Annotated in this window: 15 protein-coding genes; 4 read left to right on the forward strand and 11 right to left on the reverse strand. The window is 64.4% G+C overall.

All coding sequences use genetic code 11. The annotated features are described in order from the left end of the window. Nucleotides 1-229, forward strand: a 229-nt coding sequence (locus tag AC1DIM_RS00005; protein WP_477708455.1) for a hypothetical protein, incomplete at its 5' end; no start/stop codon positions are given. Nucleotides 230-370: 141 nt separating this feature from the next. On the opposite strand, the gene AC1DIM_RS00010 is transcribed toward AC1DIM_RS00005, so the two are convergent. The 3 genes from AC1DIM_RS00010 to AC1DIM_RS00020 are packed head-to-tail and all read right to left on the reverse strand — an operon-like array spanning nucleotide 371 to nucleotide 7981. Beyond that, on the reverse strand, nucleotides 371-4105 hold the full coding sequence (locus AC1DIM_RS00010) for a 1,4-alpha-glucan branching enzyme (RefSeq protein ID WP_477708456.1): 3735 nt from the start codon (nucleotides 4103-4105) through the stop codon (nucleotides 371-373). Nucleotide 4106: 1 nt separating this feature from the next. Continuing rightward, entirely contained in the window at nucleotides 4107-5903 is a 1797-nt protein-coding gene (gene treS, locus AC1DIM_RS00015; RefSeq protein ID WP_477708457.1) for a maltose alpha-D-glucosyltransferase, read from the reverse strand. Beyond that, nucleotides 5900-7981, reverse strand: a complete 2082-nt coding sequence (locus tag AC1DIM_RS00020) for an alpha-1,4-glucan--maltose-1-phosphate maltosyltransferase (RefSeq protein ID WP_477708458.1) — start codon at nucleotides 7979-7981, stop codon at nucleotides 5900-5902. The genes treS and AC1DIM_RS00020 overlap by 4 nt, the downstream gene beginning before the upstream one ends. A gap of 152 nt (nucleotides 7982-8133) precedes the next feature. Between AC1DIM_RS00020 and glgP the strand changes: the two genes are divergently transcribed. Next, a complete protein-coding gene (gene glgP / locus AC1DIM_RS00025; RefSeq protein ID WP_477708459.1) occupies nucleotides 8134-10752 on the forward strand; it encodes an alpha-glucan family phosphorylase in 2619 nt (872 codons plus the stop codon). Here glgP and AC1DIM_RS00030 read toward each other — a convergent pair whose 3' ends face one another. The 3 genes from AC1DIM_RS00030 to glgX are packed head-to-tail and all read right to left on the reverse strand — an operon-like array spanning nucleotide 10753 to nucleotide 13735. After that, on the reverse strand, nucleotides 10753-11109 hold the full coding sequence (locus AC1DIM_RS00030; RefSeq protein WP_477708460.1) for a barstar family protein: 357 nt from the start codon (nucleotides 11107-11109) through the stop codon (nucleotides 10753-10755). An 8-nt stretch (nucleotides 11110-11117) separates the two neighbouring features. Then, a complete protein-coding gene (locus tag AC1DIM_RS00035) occupies nucleotides 11118-11606 on the reverse strand; it encodes a guanyl-specific ribonuclease (protein ID WP_477708461.1) in 489 nt (162 codons plus the stop codon). A 17-nt stretch (nucleotides 11607-11623) separates the two neighbouring features. Continuing rightward, nucleotides 11624-13735 carry a glycogen debranching protein GlgX gene (glgX, locus tag AC1DIM_RS00040; RefSeq protein ID WP_477708462.1) on the reverse strand — a complete coding sequence of 704 codons (2112 nt, stop codon included), beginning with the start codon at nucleotides 13733-13735 and terminating at the stop codon, nucleotides 11624-11626. Between the two features lie 137 nt (nucleotides 13736-13872). Here glgX and AC1DIM_RS00045 point away from each other — a divergent pair, with 137 nt between their 5' ends. Next, on the forward strand, nucleotides 13873-14667 hold the full coding sequence (locus AC1DIM_RS00045) for a carbon-nitrogen hydrolase family protein (RefSeq protein WP_477708463.1): 795 nt from the start codon (nucleotides 13873-13875) through the stop codon (nucleotides 14665-14667). Between the two features lie 95 nt (nucleotides 14668-14762). On the opposite strand, the gene rlmB is transcribed toward AC1DIM_RS00045, so the two are convergent. From rlmB to AC1DIM_RS00070, 5 genes are all read right to left on the reverse strand, one after another. Further along, nucleotides 14763-15752, reverse strand: coding sequence for a 23S rRNA (guanosine(2251)-2'-O)-methyltransferase RlmB (gene rlmB / locus AC1DIM_RS00050; RefSeq protein ID WP_190990216.1), 990 nt, complete (start codon nucleotides 15750-15752; stop codon nucleotides 14763-14765). An 89-nt stretch (nucleotides 15753-15841) separates the two neighbouring features. After that, entirely contained in the window at nucleotides 15842-17314 is a 1473-nt protein-coding gene (cysS, locus tag AC1DIM_RS00055) for a cysteine--tRNA ligase (protein WP_477708464.1), read from the reverse strand. A gap of 9 nt (nucleotides 17315-17323) precedes the next feature. Continuing rightward, nucleotides 17324-17839 (reverse strand): 2-C-methyl-D-erythritol 2,4-cyclodiphosphate synthase, encoded by a 516-nt coding sequence (ispF, locus tag AC1DIM_RS00060; RefSeq protein WP_477708465.1) that lies wholly within the window; start codon nucleotides 17837-17839, stop codon nucleotides 17324-17326. A 2-nt stretch (nucleotides 17840-17841) separates the two neighbouring features. After that, the gene (gene ispD / locus AC1DIM_RS00065; RefSeq protein ID WP_477708466.1) at nucleotides 17842-18624 is read right to left on the reverse strand and encodes a 2-C-methyl-D-erythritol 4-phosphate cytidylyltransferase; all 783 of its coding nucleotides are present in this window, start codon (nucleotides 18622-18624) and stop codon (nucleotides 17842-17844) included. Between the two features lie 132 nt (nucleotides 18625-18756). Then, nucleotides 18757-19239, reverse strand: a complete 483-nt coding sequence (locus tag AC1DIM_RS00070) for a CarD family transcriptional regulator (RefSeq protein WP_026266570.1) — start codon at nucleotides 19237-19239, stop codon at nucleotides 18757-18759. 270 nt (nucleotides 19240-19509) lie between these two features. On the opposite strand from AC1DIM_RS00070, the gene AC1DIM_RS00075 reads away from it, so the two are divergent. Then, complete coding sequence (locus AC1DIM_RS00075; RefSeq protein WP_477708732.1) at nucleotides 19510-20061, forward strand: hypothetical protein; 552 nt, start codon at nucleotides 19510-19512, stop codon at nucleotides 20059-20061. Nucleotides 20062-20105 lie beyond the last annotated feature (44 nt).

The raw sequence follows: 20105 nt of genomic DNA on the forward strand, positions 1-20105 counted from the left end.
GCGCACGATCCAGTCAATTCAACCAATCAATAAAACAATTGGTATCAACAAACTTGGCACACTATTGAGTTCTCAAACAACAGACACACCCGGCACCACCACCAGCACTAAACAGCCGTGGATCGCTCCGGAGCAACTTTTCAAACTTACCGGCTGGTCTCACTCTTGTCAAACCGGCGTCCGCGACTCTCAACGCCCTAGGGCTTTCGTGTCGGTTTTTTCGGTCTGACTCCGTGGAGCAGCGCGGAAATAAACTCTACCACCACTTTTCAGGGTTGGCCACCCGACCCCGGACCAGCCTCGTACTACGCCACAATCATCCAACGAAAAAGCCCGGAATCTCAAGGGATTCCGGGCTTTTCTGCGGGTCTTAAGAGACCGGCTTCACAACTTCCTGCGCAGCGGAGGGCTGTCCCACGACGGGCTGTCCACTGGACTTGAAGTACGCTGCGCCCAGCGGCGGCAACGTCACGGTCAGCGTTGCCGGCTGACCATCGAGTCCCTTGTCAGTTGCAGTCAGCGGACCGGCATTGAGGACACCCGATCCGCCATAGGCCTCTGCGTCGGTGTTGAGCACTTCAACCCAGGCACCGGCTGCGGGAACGCCGAGCGCGTATCCCACGTGGGGGCCGCCGGAGAAGTTGATGGCACAGACCAGCGGATTGCCGTCCTTGTCCCAGCGGATAAAGGTCAGGACGTTGCGGTCGGCGTCACCCCCATTGATCCACTGGAAACCGCCGGGTTCGTTGTCCCGCTCGTAAAGGGCCGGCGTCGCGCTGTAGAGCTCGTTCAGATCCTTGGTGAGGAGCTGCATTCCACGGTGCGCCGGAATCTCGGCGAGGTACCAGTCGAGACCGTGCTGTTCGGACCACTCGGCCTCTTGGCCGAACTCGGTGCCCATGAAGATGAGCTGCTTGCCTGGATGTGCCCACTGGTACGCCGTGAAGGCGCGCAGGTTGGCCAGCTGCTGCCAGCGGTCACCCGGCATCTTTCGGAGCATGGAACCCTTGCCGTGCACCACTTCGTCATGGCTGATGGGGAGCAGGAAGTTTTCAGTGAACGCGTACACCATGGAGAACGTCACCGTCCCGTGGTGCCATTTGCGGTTGACCGGGTCCTCGGAGGCGTACTTGAGGGAGTCATGCATCCAGCCCATGTTCCACTTCAGGCCGAAGCCCAGGCCACCATGGCTCGTCGGGGCAGTCACGCCGGGGAAAGCTGTGGACTCCTCGGCGATCATCACCGCGCCGGGGTGGGTTTTGTAGACAGTGGCGTTGACTTCCTGCAGGAAGGACATGGCTTCGAGGTTTTCCCGGCCGCCGAAACGGTTGGGCGACCATTGCCCGTCCTCCCGCGAGTAGTCCAGGTACAGCATGGACGCCACAGCATCCACACGGAGCCCGTCGATATGGAACTCGTCGAGCCAGTACAGCGCGTTGGCCACTAGGAAGTTCCTCACCTCGGTCCGGCCGAAGTCGAAGATCAGTGTTCCCCAGTCGGGGTGTTCGCCCAGGTTCGGATCGGCGTGCTCGTACAGCGGCTGCCCGTCAAACTGGGCCAGCGCCCATGCGTCCTTCGGGAAGTGCGCCGGGACCCAGTCCAGGAGCACCCCGATGCCGGCCTGGTGCAGGGAGTCCACCAGGAACCGGAAGTCGTCCGGGTGTCCAAAGCGCGAGGTCGGCGCAAAGTAGGACGTCACTTGGTAACCCCAGGAACCGCCGAAGGGGTGTTCGGCCACAGGCATGAACTCCACGTGCGTGAAGCCGAGCCACTTGACGTAGTCCACCAGTTCCTTGGCGAGCTCGCGATAGCCCAGGCCAAGGCGCCACGAGCCAAGGTGGACTTCATACACGCTCATGGGGGAATTGTGCGGGTCCCGCTTGGCGCGTGCTTCCATCCATTCGGCGTCCTTGAACGCATAGGAAGGCTCAACCACCCTGGAAGCTGTCAGCGGCGGGACCTCGGTGCCGAACGCCAGAGGATCGGCCTTTTCTACCCAGTTGCCGTACTTGGTCCTAATCTCGAACTTGTAGCACGCCCCTGCCAAAACGCCAGGGATGAAGACTTCCCAAACGCCTGAGGAGCCCAGCGAGCGGAGCGAGTTTTCGCGGCCGTCCCACGCGTTGAAGTCCCCCTTGACCCGGACTGCCTGGGCGTTCGGGGCCCAGACGGCAAAGGAAACGCCGTCCACGTCGCCCAGCGAGGATTTGTAGTGCTGGACGTGGGCGCCAAGGACTTCCCAAAGCTTCTCGTGCCGCCCCTCGCCTATCAGGTGCAGGTCCACTTCGCCCACCGTGGGCAGGTACCGGTACGGCTCGTCCACTGTCACAGGTTCCGCACCGGGGTAGGTGACTTCCAGCCGGTAATCAGGCACGTGGCCAGCCTCCAGCGGTTCCACCACTGCCACCCAGACCCCGTGGCCCTCATGGGTCATGGGAACCGAACCGGCGGCGGTCACCACACTCACGGACTCCGCCAGGTGCTTGACCGTCCTGACCGTGACGTGACCATGGCTGTCCAAGTGGGCACCGAGCACGGAGTGCGGGGCATGGTGCTCGCCGTTTGCCACCTGGCCCAAAGTATCCGGGTCCACGTGAAGCGGCACACTCGGCCTGTCTGTGGGTGCTGAACCTGTCATGTTGATACCTTCCGATGCTGCCCTGGCATGATCGCCGGAGCCTTTAACGCTGAGGAGCCGCCTGGACGCATTCGCTGGAATGGCCAGCCAGTCAGGTCTGTTCCGCAATTCATAAACAACTTCGTAGAGCGCCTTGTCCAGCCACAATGCCACAAAGAGCGGCGAAGCACGGTTGACGGTGCCGGGCGTGACGGAGGCGTAGCCGGCAAGGAACGCGTCCGCACAGTCATCGACCCAGGATGCCGGAACGCGGGCCCCTTGGTATTCCCGTTCAGCCGCGCCGGCCGCGTAGTCGAAGGAGCGCAGCATCCCCACCACGTCGCGGAGCGGGACGTCGGGGAAATTACGTTCCGAAATGGGCCGGAGGGGCTCGCCTTCAAAATCGAGGATGGCCCAGCGGCCCGGTTCGCTGCCGGGGCCGGGGACCTGCAGGATCTGCCCGAGGTGGAGGTCGCCGTGGATCCGCTGCAGAGGACCTGCTTCCACGCCGTCGAGCTCTCCGAGCAGCGCCTGCAGCGCCTCGTCGTAGGGCCCGACGGCGGTGGCGGCTTCCGCCCATGCCTGCCGCACACGCTGGGCCACGCCGGGCGCGATCACCTGGCCGGGGACCGCCTCAACAGAGGTTCCAAAGGCAGCGGCCAGCCTGCCGTGGACGGTGGCGGTAGCCGCGCCCAGGGACCGTGCTTCCGCCGTGAAGTCGGATCCGGTACGGGCTGCATCCACGGCGAGGCGCCAGGCGTCACGGCCACCGGCAAGGAATTCATGCGCAACAGCCAGTTCACCCTGCGCCTGCCGGGGACCTGGCGCGGGCTCCCCCGCCGGTAGCGATGCACTCGTTTGCCACTCCCCCCGCACCCAGCCCAGGGTTGCAGGGACTTCGGAGGTACCTTCGGCCGTGAGGGCTGCACCCACCTCGACCTCCGGGTTGGTGCCTTCGGAAAGCACACGGAAGAACTTCACGATTGCCGCGGAGTCGCCGTCGTCAACGATCACGGAACTGTTGGACTGCTCACCGGAAAGGACTTTGACCATGCCGTGGGCCGTGGGCAGGCGGTGGTTCGAGGACGTCCGGTGGCCTGTCGCCACGCCTGCACGCGAGGCCGACTCCGAGCGGATCAGTTCCAACCAGGCGGACACAAAGGACGGATCATGCACGGCGTCATAAATCCAAGGCATCCCGGCGTCCGGAGCCCGGCCCACCAACGCGTTGTCACCGCCTGTCAGCGGGGCGTCGCGAAAGCTCAGGGGAACCTGGACCACGTCCGTCCGCTGTCCGCCGTCGGCTGTCCGGGAAGAAACGGCCAGCAGGAAGACCTCCAGGCGAACCTGCCCGGCTGGATCCTCAAGGCCCAGGCCGCCTGCCTGCCTCAGCGTAAATTCGCCTGATTTTATCGGGAACCAGCGCTGGCGCGGGAGCCATTCCAGCAGGACCTCGGTCAGCGCGGCTGTGAGAGTTGGCTCGGTCATATCAGTTCTCAATGGACAGAATGGGGAGCGCTTGCGTCTGCGGCGAAGAGGGATTCGACGCTGCCGAGCGGACCCGCAGCCAGAAGAAGTCGTGGCTTCCCAGTGTCAGGGTCAAGGATCCCTCTTCATCGATCCCGGGGAAGGGCTGGCCGCCGAAAACGTCGCGGAGTCCGCGGCCGGCGTACTGCGGAATCCGCAGTTTGGCCGCGACCGGGTGCTGGGAAAGGTTGAACGCGCACAGAATAACCTCCCCGGCCTCCCCGGCGGCGTTGTCGTCCGAGAGTTCCCGAAGGTAGGACACCACGGCGTCATGGTCGGCCTCGACGTGCTTGAAAGTGCCCAGCCCGAAGGCTGGATGGTTTCTGCGGACGCTGAGGATCTGGCGGGTCCAGCGGAGCAAGGACCCGGAGTGGGCGGCTTCGGCTTCCACATTCGCCATGTTGTAGTTGTACACCAGCGACTGGATGACGGGCAGGTACAGCTTCCCGGGATCGGCGTTGGAGAAGCCGGCGTTACGGTCAGGATTCCACTGCATCGGCGTGCGAACGGCATCGCGGTCCTCAAGCCAGATGTTGTCTCCCATGCCGATCTCGTCACCGTAGTACAGGAACGGGCTGCCCGGCAGCGACAAAAGCAGGGCATTGATCAGTTCAATCTCGGCCCGGGAATTGTCCAGCAGCGGAGCCAGGCGGCGGCGGATACCAATGTTGGCCCGCATCCGCGGATCCGGGGCGTACCAGCCCAGCATGGCCGCGCGTTCGTCGGCGGTGACCATCTCCAGGGTCAGTTCATCGTGGTTCCGCAGGAACGTCCCCCATTGGGCCCCCTCGGGAATCTCGGGGGTGTCATGCATCGTCTCGATGATGGGCGCGGCCTTCTGGTCACGCAGGGCGTAGTAGAGCCGCGGCATGATGGGAAAGTGGAAGGCCATGTGGCATTCAGGTTCTTCGGAAGTCCCGAAGTACTCCACAACCTCGTTGGGCGGCTGGTTGGCTTCGGCGATGATGACACGGCCCGGGTAGCTTTCGTCCACCATGGCCCGCAGCTTGCGCAGGAAATCGTGGGTTGCCGGCAGGTTTTCGCAGTTCGTCCCTTCCTCCTCGAAGAGGTAGGGGATCGCGTCAGCCCTGAATCCGTCGATGCCCTGGTCCAGCCAGAACCGCACGACGTCAAAGAGGGCGTCGATCACCTTGGGGTTCTCGAAGTTCAGGTCGGGCTGGTGGCCGAAGAACCGGTGCCAGAAGAACTGGCGGCGGATGGGATCGAAGGTCCAGTTGGACTCCTCCGTGTCCACAAAAATAATGCGGGCATCCTGGTACTTCTCGTCGGTATCGCTCCACACATAGAAGTCGCCAAACGGGCCCTCAGGGTCCTTGCGCGATTCCTGGAACCAGGGGTGCTGGTCCGAAGTGTGGTTCAGCGGCAGGTCGATGATCACCCGGACGCCGCGGGCGTGGGCCTCGGCAACAAGCCGTTTGAAGTCGCTGATGGTCCCGAACTCGTCCAGCACGGAGTTGTAGTCCGAGATGTCGTAGCCACCGTCCCGCAGCGGCGACTGGAAGAACGGCGGAAGCCACAGGCAGTCCACACCGAGCCACTGCAGGTAGTCCAGCCGGTCGATCAGGCCGGAAAAATCACCCGAACCGTCCCCGTTGGCATCCGCAAACGCCCTGACAAGCACTTCGTAAAAAACGGCCTTCCGATACCACAGAGGGTCGTGGGCCAGGCCCGGGGCGTTTAGTTCAAACGTGCTTTTGGGGGTGAAATGCTGGCTGGAACTCTGCGGATTAAAACTCACTGATGCGATCTCCTCACGCTAAGAATGTGTGCGGGTTCGACGTGCGCGTCCAGGCGGACGTAGTTGTATTCGCCCCATTCCCAGGTTTCGCCGGTAATGAGGTCCTCCACCCGGAACCCGCCGTTGGGCGAGAGGTCCTCGGGGCCGAGTTCCAAAGCGCCGAGATCCAGCGAAACGGTGCTCTCCCTGGTGCCGTGCGGATCCACGTTGACCACCACAATGATGGTGTCCTTGGTGCCATCCGGCAGCGTCTTGTGCTTGGAGTACACCACCGTGGCGTCATCGGTGCTGTGGTGAACCGTCAGGTTCTGCAGGTCCTGGAGCGCCGGGTGGGCGTGCCTGATGCTGTTGAGCCTGGTCAGGTACGGCGCAAGGGTGCGGCCCGATTCCGCAGCGGCGTCCCAATCGCGGGCCTTGTACTCAAACTTTTCATTGTCGATGTATTCCTCCGCACCCGGGCGCGCAACGTGCTCATAGAGTTCGTAGCCGGCGTACACCCCCCAGAGCGGGCTGGCGGTGGAGGCCAGCGCCGCACGGATCTTGAACGCCGCCGGACCTCCGAACTGAAGGTATTCGGTGAGGATATCCGGGGTGTTGACAAAGAAGTTGGGGCGGAAGAACGCAGAGGACTCGTGGCTGACCTCGGTAAAATAGGTCTCCAGTTCCTTCTTCGTGTTCCGCCACGTGAAGTAGGTGTAGGACTGTTGGAAACCGGCCCGGCCCAGGGCGTGCATCATGGCGGGGCGGGTAAACGCTTCTGCAAGGAACACCACGCCGGGTGCCTTTTTGTTGACCTGGGCGATGAGCCACTCCCAGAACCACACGGGCTTGGTGTGCGGGTTATCCACCCGGAAGATCCTCACGCCGTGGCTGACCCACAACAGCACTACCCGCAGGATCTCCTTGGCGAGCCCTTCAGGATCATTGTCGAAGTTCAGCGGGAAAATGTCCTGGTACTTCTTGGGCGGATTTTCCGCGTAGGCGATGCTGCCGTCCACGCGGGTGGTGAACCATTCCGGGTTGGATTCAACCCACGGGTGGTCCGGTGCTGCCTGCAACGCCAGGTCGAGGGCGACCTCCAGGCCCAGTTCCGTGGCGCGCGCCACAAAAGCGTCGAAGTCCTCGAACGTGCCCAGGTCCGGGTGGATGGCGTCGTGGCCGCCTTCCTTGGCGCCAATCGCCCACGGCGAGCCGGGATCGTGCGGGCCGGCGATGAGCGTGTTGTTCGGACCCTTGCGGTGCTGGACACCGATCGGGTGGATCGGCGGCATGTAGATGACGTCGAAGCCCATGGCGGCCACAGCGTCAAGACGCTTGGCCGCAGTCCGGAAGTTACCCGAGGTCCATGCCCCGGTGGAGTCATCCCGCACGGCGCCTTCGGACCGGGGGAAGAATTCATACCAGGCTCCGCGGCCGGCAAGGTCCCGCTCCACCAGCAGCGGGAACTGCTCGGACACGGTAACCAGTTCACGGATCGGCTGGCGGTCCACCACAGCGGCCACATCCGCACTGAAGCCACCGGCGAGTCGCTCCTCCTCGGTGAGGGAGGTGTTGCCCAGGATCGAAGCAGCCATTCGCAGGGTGCGCCGGTCCGACGCGTTGCGGGAGACGTCATCGGACGCGTCAGCGAGAAGCGCCTCGCCTTCGGCGAGCATCAGCTCCACATCGATGCCCGCAGCCACCTTGACCTCGGCATTGTGATGCCAGGTTCCATAGCGGTCGTGCCAGGCCTCAATGAAGAACGTCCAATTTCCAACGGCCGACGGCGTGAGGACGCCCTCCCAGCGATCGGTGCCGAGGCCGCGTTCCCCCCTGGGCGGCGCCAGCCGGACGCGCTGGCGTTCCTTCCCGCGTGGATCCAGGAGGACGGCGCTGACGCCGAGCTGGTCATGGCCCTCCCGGAAAGCAGTGGCACCGACCACAATTCCCTCGCCCGGCAATGCCTTGGCGGGGTAGCTTCCACCCTCGACCACAGGTTGCACGGCGGTGATTGGAAAACGGCCAAACCTGAGACCGTCGGTGATTTTGCCTTTCGGCTTTTTCTTGGAGGCGGCGGTGGTTCCTGAGTTAGTCGTCACATGCTCGACGTTAGCGAGAAATGATCCAGATAGCTAAGCCTGCGAGGTTTTTTGTCGCGGCGATTCGTCTTATCCACAGCGTCAACTGTCATTTACCTAAAAGAAAGCCAAAGCAGTTCCCGCTGTTGAGGTTGTCGGTTAGTGTGGCGCAGGTGAAGGCAATCCGCAGATTTACCGTCAGAACAGTCCTCCCCGAGCCAATCAGGCCGTTGGTCCGGTTAGCGACCAACCTGCGCTGGTCCTGGCACCGGCCCACCCGCGAACTTTTTGCCAGCCTGAACCCGCGGAAATGGGAGGAAAGCGAACAGGATCCCGTCAGCTTCCTGGGCCGGGTCAGCCGCGAGGAGTTCCAGGCCCTGGCCGCGAACCAGTCCGTAGTGGAACGCGTCCGGGCCGCTGCTGAGGACCTTGACCGCTACCTCGACCAGCCCCGCTGGTACCAGGGCCTGGGCGCCGACGCCCCCGCCGCCATCGCCTATTTCTCACCCGAATTTGGCATCACCGAGGTACTGCCGCAGTACTCCGGCGGCCTGGGCATCCTGGCCGGAGACCACCTGAAGGCGGCGTCCGACCTTGGCGTTCCCCTCATCGGTGTTGGACTCCTGTACCAGGCCGGCTACTTCAAGCAGTCACTGTCCCGCGACGCCTGGCAGCAGGAGACGTATCCTGTCCTCGATCCGGATGGCCTGCCCCTGACCCTGCTCCGCGAACCGTCTCCAGACAACAACGGCCGGCCTTTGCAGATCACCCTGCCGCTCCCCAATGGCAGGCGGCTCCTGGCACACATCTGGCGTGCCGACGTCGGGCGTGTTCCGTTGCTGCTCCTGGATTCCAACGTTCCGGGCAACGACGACGCGGCCCGGGGCGTCACCGATCGGCTCTATGGCGGTGGCGGAGACCACCGGCTGCAGCAGGAGCTCCTGCTGGGCATGGGCGGCGTGAAGGCGCTGCGCGCTTACCAACGGCTCACGGGAACACCAGCACCGGAGGTATTCCACACCAATGAGGGCCATGCCGGCTTCCTGGGCATCGAGCGGATCCAAGAGCTGATGTCCGGCGACGCAGCCTTGACATTCGACGAGGCACTGGCCGCCGGCCGGGCGTCCACGGTGTTCACCACCCACACCCCCGTGCCCGCCGGGATCGACCGGTTTGAGATTGCGCAGATCCAGCACTTCTTCCAGGCCGGACTGGCGCCTGCCGTGCCTGTGGACAGGATCTTGGAGCTTGGCCGCGAAAATTACGCCGACGGCAACCCGTCAGTCTTCAACATGGCGGTCATGGGACTCCGCCTGGCCCAGCGGGCCAACGGCGTGGCCAAACTGCACGGCGAGGTGTCCCGCGGGATGTTCTCGGCACTGTGGCCAGGCTTTGACCACTCCGAGGTGCCCATCACCTCCGTCACTAACGGCGTCCACGTGCCAACCTGGGTTGACAGCCGCATCTCCCAGCTCGCCCGGAAACAGTTCGGCCCCGAGGCCGAAACCCAGGGCCGCTGGGACTTGGCCTACAACGTCAGCGACGCCGATGTTTGGGCGCTGCGCCGCGAAATGCGCTCGGCCCTGGTGGACGACGTCCGCCGCCGGCTCCGGGCCGCCTGGAAGAAGCGCGGCGCGGCCGACGCTGAACTCCGCTGGACAGACAGTGTGCTGGACCCGGACGTGCTGACCATCGGCTTCGCCCGCCGCGTCCCGACCTACAAGCGGCTTACCCTGATGCTGCGGGAGCCGGACCGTCTCAAGGCACTGCTGCTGCACCCGGAGCACCCCATCCAGCTGGTGATCGCCGGAAAGTCCCACCCCGCGGACGACGCCGGCAAGAAGATGATCCAAGACCTGGTCCGGTTCACTGACGACCCCGAAGTCCGTCACCGGATTGCGTTCCTCCCGAACTACGACATCGCCATGGCCAGGACGCTGTTCCCGGGCTGCGACGTCTGGCTGAATAACCCGTTGCGCCCCCTGGAAGCCTGCGGCACCTCCGGCATGAAGGCCGCCATCAACGGTTCATTGAACCTCTCGGTGATGGATGGCTGGTGGGATGAGATGTACGACGGCGAAAACGGCTGGGCGATCCCCACGGCCAACAATGACGCGTCACCCGAAGAACGCGACGACATTGAGGCTGCAGCGCTGTACGAGCTTCTGGAAACCCAGGTGGCACCGCGCTTCTACGGCAACACCGTGTCCGATAGTGCCGGCGCTGCAGGCCCGTCCAGCACCGGGGCCGAGAAAGTACCGACGCACTGGGTGTCCATGATCAAGCACACGTTGTCGCACCTCGGGCCGGCCGTTTCCGCGGACCGTATGTTGCATGACTACGTCAACATTCTCTACCGACCCGCCGCGGAGGCCGGACGCAGGGCGGTGGCGGACTCCTACTCGCAGGCACGGTCGCTGGCAGCGTGGACTGCGCAGGTGCGGGCAGCCTGGCCGCTGCTGCACGTGGAGCACGTTGACTCCGTGGGCGTTTCCGAGGATCCGCAGATCGGCGACACCCTGCAGGTGAACGCCTACGTCGCGTTGACCACCCTGACACCGGAGGATGTCTCCGTGGAGGTCGCCTACGGCCGCGCCGAGGAGAGCGACACCCTGGCTGACGTGACCATGATGGACCTGCAGGCCAAGGAGGACCTGGGCGGCGGGCGCTACCTGTTCAGCGGCTCCCTGGTGATTGACCGCTCCGGCCCGTTTGGCTACACCGTCCGTGTCCTGCCCCGGCACGAGGCATTGGCGTCCAAGGCGGAACTGGGGCTGATCGTCAACGCCTGACTAGAGGAGTATGGCGGCGACCCTCAGGTCGCTGCCTGCGTAGCTCTCGGCGTCCTGCAGGATCTCGCAGATGATCCCGAAGGAACGGTCGCCGCGGAATGCCGCGGCGACCTGCCAGAGGATGGTCACCGGGGCATTCCCGTTTTCGCTGATGCTGTCCGCGAAATCGTGGAGGGAATCGTTCAGGGCGTCCAGGTTCACGCCGTAGTGCTCGGGGAAGCCCAGAACCTCGCCGAACGTTTCGAGGACCGCTCGTTTGCTGTCTGCGGCTGGCACCCGCAGGCTGCGGCGGCCGGCGTCGGCCACCTGCTCGTTCAGTTCTTCCATGGTCCACGTATCGGCGGAGTAGATTTTCATACCGGGGTTCAGCTGCCTTCTGCGATGAATTTGAACGAGTCGTAATGGTCTTGGGTGTAGTACTTTTCTCCCCCGGCGCCGGCAATGATCCGGCGGGCGCCACGGTCCGATGCTCCGGGCGTGGGCACCGTGTACTCGCGGTAGTAGCCTGAGGCCTTTCGCGGGAGGAGACGTTCAAAGTTGCCGAAGGTCTGGTCATCCTGGCTGTAAGAGTAGGGCCCACCTTTACGGATGAGTGCGAGGGTCCTGCGGGCTTCGGCCGGGAGTGCGGACTCGTTGATCGCCGGCAGGCCGGAAGGGTTGGCGGGAACCGCTGAGGATCCTGAAACGTCCGCCGGACCGGGGACGGGAGCCTCCGGAACCGGGGCCGCGCTGGGACTTGCTGCCGGCGTCGGGCTTCCCGTCAACGACTCAAAGAGCCCCGCGCCGCCGGAAGCGAACAGCGCAAAGGCCAGCAGTCCGGTCAGCAGCAGGGCAACGGCAGAGCGGTTGCGCATTCTTGTCCCCTCCGCAGCTACGTGCGGTAGATGTTGATCGAGTTTGCCTCAACCAGGTCAGTCTCGCCGGATGCCACGCGTCCGCCCTGACGGATATCGTGAAGCGGCGACGTGGTCAGCCGCAGTTCGAACATCCGACGCGGGGTGCCGTCGTCGTTGGTGAGTTCGGGGAGGGTGATTTTCACGTCGGAAGCGCTCCCATTGACCACCACGAGTCCTGCCAGGGTGCCGTCATCGGAGCCGAGCAGAAGCTGCATGACCCGGTGCCGCGGATCATTCCACCGGTCCATGGACATCGGCTGCCCGGTGTGGTCGAACCAGTAGAGGTAGGACTGCTCGTCCCGCGCAGGAAAGTCGTGCGGCTGACCGGCCAGGAACTCCTTGCGCAGCCGGATGAAACGCTTGGTACTGCGGAGCATCTCGTGGGATTCCGGGCTGCGCGTCCAGTCAATCCAGGTGAGGGCGTTGTCCTGGCAGTAGGCGTTGTTGTTTCCCTGTTGCGTGCGGGCCAGTTCGTCGCCGGCGGTGATCATCGGAACGCCAAAGGAAATCATCATCGACGCCATCAGGTTGCGCCGGCTCTGGGCCCGCTGGGCCAGGATGCCTTCGTCCTCGGTGGGGCCTTCGAAACCGTGGTTGTAGCTGCGGTTGTCTCCGTGGCCGTCCCGGTTCTGCTCGCCGTTGTCCTCGTTGTGCTTGCGGTCGTAGGAAACGAGGTCGTGGAGGGTGAAGCCGTCGTGGGACGTGACGAAGTTGAGCGACGCCAGCCTGGAACGGCCCGACGCTTCAAACAGCCCCGCCGACCCGGACAGGGCGTCGGCCAGCCGGGCCACGGAGGCGCCCTGGCCGCCGGATTCCATGGCCGCGCGGTCGGCGAGCCAGAACGAACGGACGCCGTCGCGGAAGTGGTCATTCCAGTCAACCCAACCGCCCGGGAACCGGCCGGTCTGCCAGCCGCCGTACCCAACATCCCACGGTTCGGAGATCAGCTTCACGTCCGACAGGACGGGGTCGGCCGCCACGGCAACCAGGAACGGGTGCTGGGGATCAAATTGGTTGTCAGCATTCCGGCAGAGCGTCACGGCCAGGTCGAAGCGGAATCCATCCACGTGGAATTCGTCTACCCAGTAGCGGAGGGAATCCAGGACAAGCTGGACCACCCGGGGCTGGCTGAAGTTCAGGCTGTTCCCGCAGCCGGTAGTGTCCACATATTTCCCGTGGCCGTCGGTTCGGTAGTACGTTTCCTCACCGAGGCCGCGGAAGCTGGTAGTGGGGCCATCGGGGCCGCCCTCAGCAGTGTGGTTGTACACCACGTCAAGGATCACTTCCAGTCCGGCCGCGTGGAGCAGCTTAACCATTCCCTTGAATTCATCCTGGACAGCCTGAGGGCCGGCGTCCTGCGCGGCCGTGGTGGCATAGCCGGGATGCGGCGCGAAGAAGGCCGCGGTGTTGTAGCCCCAGTAGTTGGTCAGGCCCAATTCCTGCAGGTGCAGCTCATCGAGGTGGAAGTGCACCGGGAGCAGTTGAATGGAGGTGATACCGAGGCTTTTGAAATGCTCGATGATGGCCGGGTGCGCCATGCCTGCGTAGGTCCCCCGCAGTTCCTCCGGAACATCCGGGTGAAGCATGCTCTGGCCGCGTACATGTGCTTCGTAGATGATGGTGTTCCGCCAATGCAGCCTCGGCCGCTGATCGGTTCCCCAGTCAAAATCTCCGGCCATTCGCACGCTGGTCAGGAATCCTTCACTTTCGTCCACAGCGCGGCCGTACGGATCGAGCAGCAGGGGCTGCCCGGCGTCGCCATCCAGGTCCAGCATAGGGAAGGACAGCGGCAAAGCCTCGGAGGTGGGTGCCGCGCGGAAGCCGTAGCGCGAGCCGTACGGGAAATCCTGCACAATACCGTGGTGAACGCCGCGCGTGACGTTGGGCAGGAGCTGCCTGCGCCACACACCGCCGGGGGCTTTGTAGGCGATCTCGAGGTTTTCCACGCCCGGCGCGTAAACAGCGACGTTGGCGGAGGACGGCAGGACACTCTCATGGCCGGACGCGAGGCGCGGCACGGTAACACCGAGGGGATGCGCGGAAGAGGCATCCATGGTGGAGGCGGTGTCAAATAGCGGCATAACCATCACGGTCAATGGTAGCCGTCAGTGCCTGTTCAGCCGCACTCCGGCGTTTGTGACGCCGGGCGTCCGCCCACTGCCGGTGGGTCAGGAGCCGACGCAGGGTTGCATACTGGAGGGAAACGTCGACATGGAGGTGCATAGTGCGGGTTGCGCTGGCTCAGATCATCAGCGGCCGGGACCTGGCCGCTAACCTGTCCATCCTGGAACGGGAGGCGCACAGGGCCAAGGCTGGCGGCGCGGACATGGTGGTGTTCCCGGAGGCGTCCATGCGGGCGTTCGGAAACTCGCTGCTGAATATTGCCGAACCCTTGGACGGACCGTGGGCCTCCCGTGTGCGCAGCGTGGCGGCCTCGTTGGAGATCGTGGTGGTGGCAGGCATGTTCACGCCCGGCTCCGCTGGAAAGGTGCGCAACACCCTGCTCGCAACCGGGCCCGGGGTGGAAACCAGCTACGACAAGGTCCATCTTTTCGATGCGTTCGGATTCCTGGAGTCGGACACCGTGGACCCGGGCACCGAACCGGTGACATTCGCTGCGGGCGGCCTGACCTTTGGCCTTGCCACCTGCTATGACATACGTTTTCCGGCCCTCTTCATGGCCAACGCCGAAAGGGGTGCGGACGCCAACATCATCTGCGCGTCCTGGGCCTCCGGTCCGGGCAAGGTCGACCAATGGCGGCTCTTGGCGCGGGCCCGGGCGCTGGATTCCACCACGTACGTCCTCGCCTGCGGCCAGGGCGACCCCACCACGCAGGGCGTCGAGGCAAGGAACGGCGCGCCCACCGGCGTGGGGCATTCGGCTGTTGTGTCGCCTTTCGGGGACGTTCTGGACGAGCTCGACGGCGCCCCCGGACTGCTGTTCGCAGACCTGGACGCCGCCGTGGTTAAGGAAGCCCGCGAAAAGCTCCCGGTGCTGGCCAACCGCCGCACCTTCTAACCGGGGGGCGAAGGCCGGTGTCCGGAAGCGTGCGTCAGAGCGACGAAGGAGCAGCACGCGGAGGACGGCGGCTGAGCCGCCACCCCACCAGCGATTTACTTGGCGGAGCGCTGCCTGGAGATTTCGTACAGCGAGATGCCTACGGCCATGGAGGCGTTGAGTGATTCCATGGCGGAGTCAATGGGGATGGAGACGATCTGGTCGCAGTTTTCGCGGACCAGGCGGCTCAGGCCCTTGCCCTCGGAGCCGACCACGATGCACACGGGTTCCGTGCCGAGGGTGAGGGCGGGCAGCGAGACGTCGCCGTCGCCGTCGAGTCCCAGGACAAAGATGCCCATGTTCTTGAACTGCTTCAGCGCGCTGTTGAGGTTGCCCGCACGGGCTACCGGTACGCGCACCGCCGCACCGGCGGAAGTCTTCCAGGCCGAGGCAGTGACGCCCACGGAACGGCGTTCCGGCACGATGACGCCGTGGCCGCTGAAAGCGGAGACGGAGCGGATGATCGCGCCCAGGTTGCGGGGGTCCGTGATGCCGTCCAGCGCCACGAACAGCGGCGCGTTCGAAACGTGGCCCTTCTTCCAGCGGTCCACCGTTTCCTCGGCCAGGTCGTAGGCGTCCTGGTATTCGTACGGCGGGATCTGCAGGACGAGGCCCTGGTGGACGGCGTCGTCGGTCATGCGGTCCAGTTCGGGCTTGCCGGTCTCGAGCAGCGGGATGCCGCGCTCGGCGGCGATCTTCAGCGACTCCTTGACGCGGTCATCCATCTCGATCCGGATGGCGATGTGCAGGGCCTTTGCGGGGATGCCGGCACGGAGTGCTTCAACCACGGAGTTGCGGCCGGTGACCACTTCTTCGGTGGCGCGTCCCTTGGGACCGGAGCGGGCTGCGCCGGCGCTGCGGGCACCGGTGCCGCGCTTGGCGGCAGAGCGTTCCGCGAGCTGCTTGCTCTTGTGCGCCTTGTGGTAAGGGCGGTCCTCCGCCTTGGGCGTGGGGCCTTTGCCTTCCAGGGCCTTGCGGCCGTGGCCACCGGTTCCGATGGTTGGCCCCTTCTTTGCTTTGACCGACCGGCGACCGTTGTTGGCCATGAGAGTTCCACCCTTGATTGTTTGACTGAGTCTGCTTACCAGTCTACTGAATCAAGTAAAATCGCCTGACCTTGGCGAAAATTCTGGCGTCAGTCCCGCTGCAGGCTCCAGGTGGCGCCGTCGGGGCCGTCCTGGACGGCGACTCCCGCCGCCTTGAGCGTGTCCCGGATAGTGTCCGAGGCGGCCCAGTCCTTGCTGGCCCTGGCCTGCGCGCGGGCAGCGAGCTGGGCTTCGACGAGCACGGCGAGGGCAGCCGATTCCCGGGTGTCCGCTGCCGTGCCGGTTGCCACCGCGTTCAGGCCCAGGACACGCAGCATGTCGTGGACCTCGTGCAGCGCTTGCCGGGCGTCCTCCCCTCGCTCCTCCGTTAGAGCGGTATTGCCGGCGCGGACGGTTTCATGGAGCACTGCGAGGGCCTGCGGGACGTTGAGGTCGTCATCCATTGCACGCTCGAACGGCTCCGGCACTTTGCCATAGGTCGAGAAGGTGTAGTTTCCCCCGGCGGATTGTGCGCCCGGGGACAGTGCCCGGACGGCCCGGCTGATGAAGCCGTCAATGCGTTCGACGGCGGCGGCAGCTTCCTCGAGGGACGTGGGACGGTAGTCCAGCACTGAGCGGTAGTGCGCTTGGCCGAGGTAATACCGCACCACTCGCGGAGAGGCCAGCTCCAGCATTTCAGCGGGGCTGATGGTGTTGCCGATGGACTTGGACATTTTTTCACCCTGGTAGGTGACCATGCCGTTGTGCAGCCAGAAGTTTGCGAAGCCGTGCCCCGCCGCCTGCGACTGCGCCATCTCGTTTTCGTGGTGCGGGAATCGCAAATCCAGTCCGCCGCCGTGGATATCAAACTCGGTGCCGAGGTATTTGGTGACCATGGCGGAGCATTCCAGGTGCCAGCCCGGGCGACCGGCACCCCAAGGCGAAGCCCAGCTCGCCGTCGTCGGCTCTCCCGCTTTGGAGCCCTTCCACAAGGCGAAGTCGCGGGGGTCTTTTTTGCCGCGGGGATCCGCGTCCTGGGTGCCCTGCATGTCGTCAATGTTTTGGCGGGTGAGTGACCCGTATTTGTCCCAGGACCGTACGTCGAAGTAGACGTCGCCGGAATCATCCAGCGCTGGATAAGCGTGCCCCCGGTCGATCAGCTGCTGGACCAGCGCATGCATCTCCGGAATATGGCCGGTGGCACGGGGTTCGTAGGTGGGCCGGGACACGCCCAGCGTGTCGTATGCCTTCAGGAATTCCTGCTCGTAGCGGTAGGCCAGCGCCCACCATTCTTCCTCACGGACAGTGTCCGGCCCCCACTCGAAGCCGGGTTCGAAGGACTCAGCGGACTTGGTGAGGATCTTGTCGTCGATGTCCGTGACGTTGCGGACGGCCGTAACGCGCAGGCCGCGGTACTCGAGCCAGCGGGTGAGCTGGTCGAAGGCGATGGCTGAGCGGATGTGGCCCACGTGCGGCATGCCCTGCACCGTGGCGCCGCAATAATAGAGGCTCACCTTTCCCGGGACGAGGGGAACGAAGTCGCGGACTTCGGCGGATGCGGTGTCGTAAAAACGGAGGGTCACCGCTCCAGATTAGCCGATCCGGTCCGGTTGGTTGGGATACACCAAAGCGGTGGCAATGGCGGAAATCCCCTCGCCCCGGCCCGTGAAACCGAGTCCGTCACTGGTGGTGGCGGTGACGCTGACAGGGGCTTGCGCCGCCGCGCTCAGGACGTCCTGCGACTCCTGCCGCCGTGGCCCGAACTTGGGCCGGTTGGCCACGAACTGCACCGCCACGTTGCCGATTTCAAAGCCTGCCGCCCGGACAATCCTGGCCGCCTCCGCCAGGAGCGTGACTCCCGACGCCCCGGCGAACTCCGGGCGGTCCGTGCCGAAATGGGTACCCAGGTCCCCGATGCCGGCGGCCGAGAACAGTGCGTCGGCGGCGGCGTGCGCCACAGGGTCACCGTCGGAGTGCCCGGCAAGCCCGCGCTCGCCTTCCCACAGCAGCCCGCCCAGCCACAGCGGACGGGGTTTCTCCGCTGAGGCGTAAGCGTGGACGTCCAAACCGATGCCGGTGCGCGGCAGGATCATCTGTGCTTCCTCCATGCTCAACCTTCCACCCAACGGATGCCGAGCGGGCCTTCGAGCAGGCCCTCGGCAATGATCAGGTCAAGGGGTGTGGTGATTTTCAGTGACTGGGTGGAGCCGTGGACGGCATGGACGGGGACTCCCAGAAGTTCCACCAGCATGGCGTCGTCGGTGACTGCGGCGGCCTGCGCTGCATCAAACCGGGCGGCCGCCTGATGAGCCTGGAGCAACGTGGACAGGCGGAATCCCTGGGGCGTCTGGACAGCGCGCAGTTCCTCCCGCGGGGCGGTTCCGGTGACAAGCTCCGGCGCGATGGCGCTGTCATCGCCGGTCGTCCGGGTGACGGTCTTGACCGTATCCACGACCGGAACTGCCGGAATGACTGCAACGGCACCGGCGGCCAAGGCGTCGACCACCCGGTGGAAGACAGATTGGGGAGTCAACGCGCGGGCGGCGTCATGGACCAGCACCGCTTCAATCCCCTCGATCAGGCCGCCGAGACCTGCCCGCACTGAGTCCGCTCGCGTGGCACCGCCGTCCACGAGGGTGAGGAGGGGTCCGCCGTCGGCCAGTTCCTGGCGGAATTCCGCCAAAGGCGCGTGGAGGCCGTCAGCGTCTGCCGGCAACACCACGCATATCTGGCTGCACACGCCGGAGGCCACGACGCCGCGGAGCGCATGCATCAGGATGGGCTCGCCGCCAAGAGGCACAGCGGCTTTCGGCATTCCGTAGCCAAGCCGTTCGCCGGAACCGGCGGCCACAAGGATGACGGCGGTGACGGGGCGGCGCAGTCCGTTGTTCATGGCGTCTAGCCTACGTCCCACCCGGCCCGTACGGAGCAGCCTCGCGGCGGGATCGGTTGCGGCCGGCGGGACCGGCCGGAAATGGGCAAAAAGAAACCCCGGAGGTGCTTGCGCACCCCCGGGGCTCAATTCTTAGGAAGCCAGGACCTCGTCGAGAACGCTTGCCGCCTTCTCTTCATCAGTCTTTTCAGCCAGAGCAAGTTCTGAAATCAGAATCTGCCGTGCCTTGGCCAGCATGCGCTTCTCACCTGCGGAAAGGCCCCGATCGTGATCCCGGCGCCAGAGGTCACGGACGACCTCTGCTACCTTGATGACGTCACCGGAAGCAAGCTTCTCCAGATTTGCCTTGTATCTGCGTGACCAGTTGGTGGGTTCTTCAGTGAACTCGGCACGGAGCACGTCGAATACGTGCTCCAGTCCTTCCTTGCCCACTACGTCACGGACCCCAACAAGGTCAACGTTCTCTGCTGGAACTTCAATGGTCAGATCACCCTGAGCCACCTTGAGCTTGAGATACATCTTCTCTTCGCCCTTGACAGTGCGCATCTTGATTTCTTCAATTTTTGCAGCACCGTGGTGAGGGTAAACTACTGTCTCGCCGACCTCAAATACCATGTAAACATTCCCCTTTCCCGGCATCCAGTTTATCACGATTAAGGCATATGACTGGCCCGGAACTGGGCCAGGAACCCCGTAAATACGCGGAAAATGACCGGAATCGACCCCCTGCGACCCCTTGACGGATGCAGATAATAGTGCATGAGGGGCCTGCTGCCAAGGACAATATGACCGGACGGAATCCTCGTTTGGGCCTGTTTGCCGCTAGGCTATGGCTGATTAATGTTTCCACACTCTCGAGGAGTACGTGACGTGCGTTTCACTGCGATGAACCGGGCCCAGAGCGGCAAACTGGCACTGGCGGCAGGAGTTCTGGCCCTGGGCTTGGCGACGATGACTGGCTGCGGCTACATCACCCCCCAGCAGACCACTCACCAGTACTCCTCCTCAGACGGCATCCGCGCCGATCTGGGGCCGTTGCAGCTGCGGAACATGCTGATCGTCTCTGCCGGCGAGGACAAGCCGGGCCGGCTGATCGGTGCCGTCTACAACTCTTCCTCGAAGGATGTGAAGCTCACGGTCAACGGCGCCAAGGGTTCACAGACCCAGGTACCGGTGAAGGCCAACTCCTACACCCTGCTTAACAGCTCCACGGACGCGGCCATCCTCAGCACGAGCGGCGGAATCCCAGGTTCCCTCGTGGACATCAAGGTTGCCGAGGACGGCACCAACGTCACTGAAACCTTGAAGATGCCGGTCCTGGACGCCACGCTGCCCGAGTACAAGGACTACCTCCCGGCCGGCAGCGAGCCGACCGGATCCGCTTCACCCACGCCGTCGCCGTCGGTGTCGGCAAGCGCCTCAGCGGCAGCGCACTAGGCAACCGCAGCAAAGCGACAACAGCAAACGCCAAAGGAGGGTCT

The organism is Pseudarthrobacter sp. 01T43 (assembly GCF_056398665.1).